This is a genomic window from Nocardia noduli, assembly GCF_019038455.1.
GTDB classification, from domain to species: Bacteria; Actinomycetota; Actinomycetes; order Mycobacteriales; family Mycobacteriaceae; genus Nocardia; species Nocardia noduli.
Window position 1 is genome coordinate 21,802 of the sequence record NZ_JAFMPL010000109.1, and the last position, 6,000, is coordinate 27,801.

6 protein-coding genes are annotated in these 6,000 nt (G+C 64.2%); 4 read left to right on the forward strand and 2 right to left on the reverse strand.

Annotation, left to right across the window (positions count from 1 at the left end; translation table 11 throughout):
* Positions 1 to 629 precede the first annotated feature (629 nt).
* Complete coding sequence (locus JZ792_RS34715; RefSeq protein WP_216917137.1) at positions 630 to 1,337, forward strand: GIY-YIG nuclease family protein; 708 nt, start codon at positions 630 to 632, stop codon at positions 1,335 to 1,337.
* A 326-nt stretch (positions 1,338 to 1,663) separates the two neighbouring features.
* Complete coding sequence (locus JZ792_RS43315; protein ID WP_368858172.1) at positions 1,664 to 2,254, forward strand: HNH endonuclease; 591 nt, start codon at positions 1,664 to 1,666, stop codon at positions 2,252 to 2,254.
* Positions 2,255 to 2,293: 39 nt separating this feature from the next.
* Here JZ792_RS43315 and JZ792_RS34725 read toward each other — a convergent pair whose 3' ends face one another.
* Complete coding sequence (locus JZ792_RS34725; protein WP_216917139.1) at positions 2,294 to 3,154, reverse strand: hypothetical protein; 861 nt, start codon at positions 3,152 to 3,154, stop codon at positions 2,294 to 2,296.
* 754 nt (positions 3,155 to 3,908) lie between these two features.
* On the opposite strand from JZ792_RS34725, the gene JZ792_RS34730 reads away from it, so the two are divergent.
* On the forward strand, positions 3,909 to 4,181 hold the full coding sequence (locus tag JZ792_RS34730; RefSeq protein WP_216917140.1) for an AbrB/MazE/SpoVT family DNA-binding domain-containing protein: 273 nt from the start codon (positions 3,909 to 3,911) through the stop codon (positions 4,179 to 4,181).
* Positions 4,178 to 5,221 carry a tyrosine-type recombinase/integrase gene (locus JZ792_RS34735; RefSeq protein ID WP_216917141.1) on the forward strand — a complete coding sequence of 348 codons (1,044 nt, stop codon included), beginning with the start codon at positions 4,178 to 4,180 and terminating at the stop codon, positions 5,219 to 5,221. The genes JZ792_RS34730 and JZ792_RS34735 overlap by 4 nt, the downstream gene beginning before the upstream one ends.
* A gap of 61 nt (positions 5,222 to 5,282) precedes the next feature.
* On the opposite strand, the gene JZ792_RS42780 is transcribed toward JZ792_RS34735, so the two are convergent.
* The gene (locus JZ792_RS42780) at positions 5,283 to 5,417 is read right to left on the reverse strand and encodes a hypothetical protein (protein ID WP_256461534.1); all 135 of its coding nucleotides are present in this window, start codon (positions 5,415 to 5,417) and stop codon (positions 5,283 to 5,285) included.
* Between the last annotated feature and the right edge of the window lie 583 nt (positions 5,418 to 6,000).

The window sequence follows — 6,000 nt, forward strand, 5'->3', positions numbered from 1 at the left end:
TCCGCCTAGTCCGATCCCTCCCCGCTCAAACCCGATTCCGACACGCCCCCGAGGTGGATCCCGACGATGCCACACCATCGACAATGGGCGTCCACTCCTGCCGGGCGCATCCACCGCACCCGGCAGGCACTGTTCACCCCCCACGATCGGAAAGGGCGCCCGACATGGACACACCAGAGCCACGAACCCCGTGCCGCTCCAGCACGGTCTGAGAAATCACTGCCGCGGTGTTCATGGCCGTGTTCGTGTTCCCACCCGCCACCTTCGCCGCACGTCACGCGCTCGACCTGCCCGAACCCGCCGCCACCCCCGCCACTACGCGAGTACACCACTCCTGTCCCCGGGTCCTACTGGCTGACCTGGATCATTGCCCTGCTCAGCCCCGACGCCGCTCTGGCATTGCTCCCCCGCACACGCCGCACCGCGCTCGGCTACGCGATCACCGCAGCCGCCCTCGGAGGCGGACTAGCACCCGATTGAACACACCCCGACCGGCGGGCCGCCCGACGAGCGCACGCAAAGGACTCTTTCGCGCCGATCATCGGACGATGATGTCGGTCCACTATGAGAGCATCTGCTTTGGGCCTTCGCTGCCCGGAAACCGCACCAGCACAAGGGGGTTGCTTCGCATGGGCTACATCTACGCATTCCGTCTCGGAGATCAGGATCTGTTCAAGATCGGCCAGACCAGCATGACCCCGGCCAAACGCCGTAGTGCACTCCAGACGCCCCACGACGTCACATTGTCGTTGTTCGACGCTGTCGAGACCGACGAATACAAGGCTCTCGAGAAGTACATCAAGGACACCTGGGAGCAGCACCGCTCCACCACCGGCGGAAAAGAGGTCTACCGCCTCACCGAAAACGAGGCAGCGCAACTGTTCACACAGTGCCGGGCCTGGCTGACCGACGAATTGCCCAAAGCGCGCAGAACCGCCGAACTCGAGGCCGCAACCCCCGAGCCCACCATCCTGCCCAGCGACGCCACCGCTCTCGAGTTGCGTGAGCAGTGGCTCAAGCTGCGCGAGGAGGAACTACGACTCAAGACAGCCTTCGACCAAGCCACAGCCCATCGGGTGCGCGTGGAGACAGAACTCAAGCTCGCCATCGGCACCAGCAGCGGCATCGCCGGAGTCGCCACCTGGGAAGCCGCCGAGAAACGCCGCATCAACCCGGACCTGGTCCAAACGAGCGAGCCCGAACTCTACGAGCAGTGCCTGGTGCCGACATTGAGCGCAGACAAACTCAAGACCGCGCTCAAAGCCCTGGGCCGTGCCGAGGACTACGAGAGGTTCCAGGAAGTCCGCCAGACGAGAGAATTCAAGATCACTGAATAGCCGAGACCGCCCGTGCAGAACCGAAGCGGCTGCCGACACGACTTGTCGCCGCTCATCTGCCGCGCTTTCGGGGACATCGTGTCGGAGTGGACCGACCGGGAGGCTGCTTGAACCGCCACAGGATACCTCTCGATGAGGCCGGAGACGGTAATCCCCGCAGCAACGAGTACGGCAGCCGGGCGTGCGTGCACTGCGGCAGGACGGTACGGAACAAGACAGGCGCGGACTTTCACATCTCCTGCGCCGAGCACGAGCGGCAGCGATCAGAACGTCTGGCCCAGGCTCGTGCGCGGCGCGACGACCATGTCCACCGCCATGGCACCGCCATGTGCGTCGAGTGCGGAGGGCGCGAACCGACGTGGTGGGACGATGGCGACGGACGGTGTATCCCATGCCTGGAGGGGCGGGTCGGAACCTGCCACTTCTGCCACCGGACCCAACAACCGCTGACACGCGCCGCAGGACCATCGTGTTGTCTGTCCTGCTACAAGCGAGCCTCGAAGGTGCCCGATCGCCTACGTCGGCTCGTGCTCGCCGAAGGGCCCTGCGTCTACTGCGGAGCAACGGCTACGCGCGCTGACCATGTGCGCCCCGCAATCAACGGCGGGCCTACGACTTTCGGCAATCTGGTTCCTGCCTGCGCGACCTGCAACCAGGACAAGTATCTGTATTCACTGGCCGAATGGAACCAGCACGAGACGATCAGATTGAACGAATGGAAACACCACGGATGCCGTCGGAAAGGCCGACCACGATTCAACCGTGTCGAGCACGGTCGGGCAACCTCTGCAACAGTCGCGACGGAATGGGAACGAGCCATCGAAACCGCTGAGCGGGGGGACAGTTCAGCACCGAGAACATCGGCAATTGAGCGGGGCATCGAGCGAAATCCTCGATCTGATGGTTTATCGCGGTAGCGAGGACATCCGCGGCGGCCCGCTGGCAGGGAAATTGGCTCACAGCCATGCAGCCCCGGTTCGGCGGTGACCCGGTGCCAGTCTGATCGGCGGGAATTCGTCCTCGTGTGCGGTGTAGAAGGTGGTATTCAAACGCGTGGTTTTGTCGAGGATCGGGAGTTCACGCAGGTCCAGGCCGTTCGGCGGGGCCGGCCATAAGCGGGTGACTAGACCGTGGGGTTGGAATGGGTGCTCGAAGTCGTGCAGGGGATGGTGGACGAGCTGAAACTGTGCCATGAGGTCCGTTCCAAGCAGGTCGAATGCTTTGTATCGCGATCGGCCGATCCCGCCGAGGCCGTCCAAGCGTTCGGTCGGTTGCAGGACCACTGGGTCGAAGTCCGGGTCGGGTTCGCCATCGGGACCGGTGACCGCAACCCAGAGTGACACATCATCGGGCACGGTGCCCGCGAGGATCGCGTCGAGCAGTATCCGCGGATACGGCTCCCACGGGTCGCAAACGCCCCTGAGTGCGCCGGGACGCCATGTGTACGCCTCGTGTTTCGCCAGCGGGTGGGCCTCGAGCAGGAGCACCTTTGCTACCCACCGAGCTACTGCGGTGATCTCGCCGACGGTGTCGAGCGCGCCGACCTCGTTAAGCAGTCGGCGTACCGGCCGCTGCGCGGGAATCTCGATCAGCTTGTTGAGTACGGTGCCGTTGCAGTGCGGACAGCTCGGCAGCAGCACCGGCCACATCCGATGCTTCTTTCGGGCGGGACGTCCCTTTCCGGTCCGCAACGGCGTCCCGCCGACCCTGACGAAGAACTCACGCTCCGGGGCCTCCCACCGCTTCTTGAACCACAGCGACAGGACATCTTCTTCGGACTTGACTGTACTGCCGCAGAAGACGCAGGGCTTTCTCATGCCCAGCGACGCTACCGCGAAAAATATCGAGCCACCAGTCGATTTCACGTCGGGCCCGCAAAGTCCGAACAGGGCCGTCCGGCGATGTTCACCGCTCGGGGGCGGCACCGCGCGAGAAGCCAGTTTTCGGGCTCGTGCTCAGGTTCAGTCGAAACCAGGCGTGAGATCCGACTCGCCCTCGGTGTCGATCGTCCTGGTGCCGTCGCCTCGATGGTTGTTCAGGACGTCGGTGAATTGCTGGCGGGTGCTCACGTGTTTCCCTGTCGGCCATCGCGCGGGCGGTGAGTGCTCATAACTACTCGAACCTCCGAGAAGTTCGGAAACACAAAACTTACAGGTCAGAGCCATTTCGCGGCCTACACCCACTTGTCCCGTATACGTGGCTCGCAACTTTTCGTGTCCCTTCACGACATTTCGATACTTTTCACGGCGTTTTAGTGCGGTTCCGCGCAGCGACGCAATGTGAGTGTTTCCGAATCCAGCCGCACGACGATCGCTATTAGCTCAAAGGCCCACTCCGTGTCCCCAGTACTAGTTATGGCGAGATCGCCCGAAATTTGGTTCTATGGAGTTGGAGGATCAGCAGGCTGGACAAGGAAAATCCATGCCTCCAACACGACGGTCGCAGGGCCTACCTCTTCCCTCCCCTGTGGGGTGGCCACCAACTCTTCGCCCGCATTCGACGGTCTCGATGATCGCTGTGTCTATCCTCAACGATCGCGCGCGTTTGTCGGCTCGGCGGAGCTTCGCCGCGATGGGCTGGCTACCCGGACATCCGATCGCCTATTCAGTACACGGGCACCTGATCGCGGTCCGCGGTACCGACGCAGGAGCCTCACGGTTCAAGATCGGTGCACTTGGCCAGATATGGCTGCCTGCCCAGGTGTTGCGGGCCACCGCGCTCCGACCAGGCGATCCGGTCGTGCTTCTCGCCTTGCCTACCGATGGTGCGCTGGCGATCATTCCGGCACCGCTGGTGCAGGAAGCCCTGTCCATCATGGTGGCCGAGATAGTCGGTGCCGTATGAGCACCGCCGACCTGGAGGCCGCGCGTCTGCTGTTACAGCGTCTGGACGTCCGGCCCGAAGATCTTCTGACGATCCCCAGCACCGTAATCATCCCCACCTTCAGGGAGTACGTTCCCCAGGTGATCGATGCCGCTCCGGCTGGCGCCAGACGAACCTACCTGCCCTACTGGCACAAGCTCAGCAGCCGCTGGCCCGACCGTAGCATCGCCGACCCGACCGGTCTGGAACTCCAGCAACTCGTCGAGCACACCCGACGTCACGCGATCGTGCGCCGCAACAGCCGGGAAGGACGCAGCGCCGCCGAGCACATGGTCGGCGCGATCCGGCGTCTCTACCGCCACGCCGTCGCCAGCCAATATATTCCCGCCTCCCGGAATCCAGCCGCGGCACTGGACAAACCGCGTCGCCAGCGCAGCTCGCGCCGTGCACTGTCCGCACACCAGCTCACCCAGATCAACCACGTCGCCGCCACCACCGGCGACGACCCTGACCTCGACACCCTGCTACTGCGCCTACACCTCGAGACAGCCTGCCGCACCGGCAGCGCCCTGCGGCTACGCCCAGAAGACATCGACCCCGACCACTGCCAGATACGACTGTTCGGCAAAGGCGGCACCATCCACTGGCAACCCATATCCCCGACCCTCACCACCCGCCTGCTCCACCACGGCAGCCGTGGAGACGACCCCACCCAGCAACTTCTGCGATACCGACACGGGCGCCCCATCACCCGCCGACGTTATGACCACCTCTGGGAACGCCTCGGCCGCCACTTGCCCTGGATCACCACCCACCAGATCACCACCCACTGGCTACGCCACACCACCCTCACATGGGTCGAACGCCACTACGGATACGCCATCGCCCGCGCGTTCGCCGCTCACGCCGAACCCACCGGACAAGACGGTGCCACCCTTACCTATGTCCAAGCCACCAACGCCGAAATCGCCACCGCGGTCGCGGAACTCACTGGCGAACCACACCCCCTCGCCACACCCGACGACACCCTGACCGACCTGCCATTCGGTAGCATCTTTTAACCGAGTCCCCACACCTCTGCACTAGCCCACCGCCAGCGACCACCCGAACATCCCCCGACCATCAGTACTGGCGGATATCGCGGCCCGCCGCGAGTTCGGCGAGACAGGCGCCGCCGCGCTCGACGCCCGGGCCTCCGACGTGGAACCGGAACCGCCTGGCCGGTGTGATGGCGGTGATGTCGTGGCAGTTGCTCACGCAGGCCGAATGCGTGGCCGGATATCGCGCAAGCGACGCTTGCGCCGATTATGCTGCCGGGGTTGAGTTTTCGGTGGGCGGGCATCTGGCCGCTCTGTCCCGCCTCACGCGAGGCCATGGTCGTCGCCGTGGCGGCATTGCGTGTCAGGGGGTTCGTTCACCGTCGAGGGGAAGCTACGGATGTCATATCAGCGGAGACCGCGACGAGTCACTCTAGTCATTCTGCTGTCGGGTTTCTCTGGCCTACTGACGAACTACGCGACCTCGGAAGCGCCCGCCGGGGCCAGAGATTATGGCTGGGTTGTCTGGGTGTTGTGGACACTGACCCTCGTCGGGGTCGTGGCGACCGAGACTCTCGTCGTGCGGGGTCGTCCCTCCCGGATCGGCCCACCGCCAGACAGCGCCGCCGCTATCTGCTCGAGGCCGCAGCGATAGAGCACCTCCCCGTGGATGTCAGGATCCGCATCGATCGCCTCGACTACGGCGTCAGGCCGCAGAGGGTCGGCATCGAGGTTGATGACTCCGCTACCTGTGGCCGATAGCCTTGCGGGTGTTGCGCATTCTCGGCGTACGGGGAGAAAAG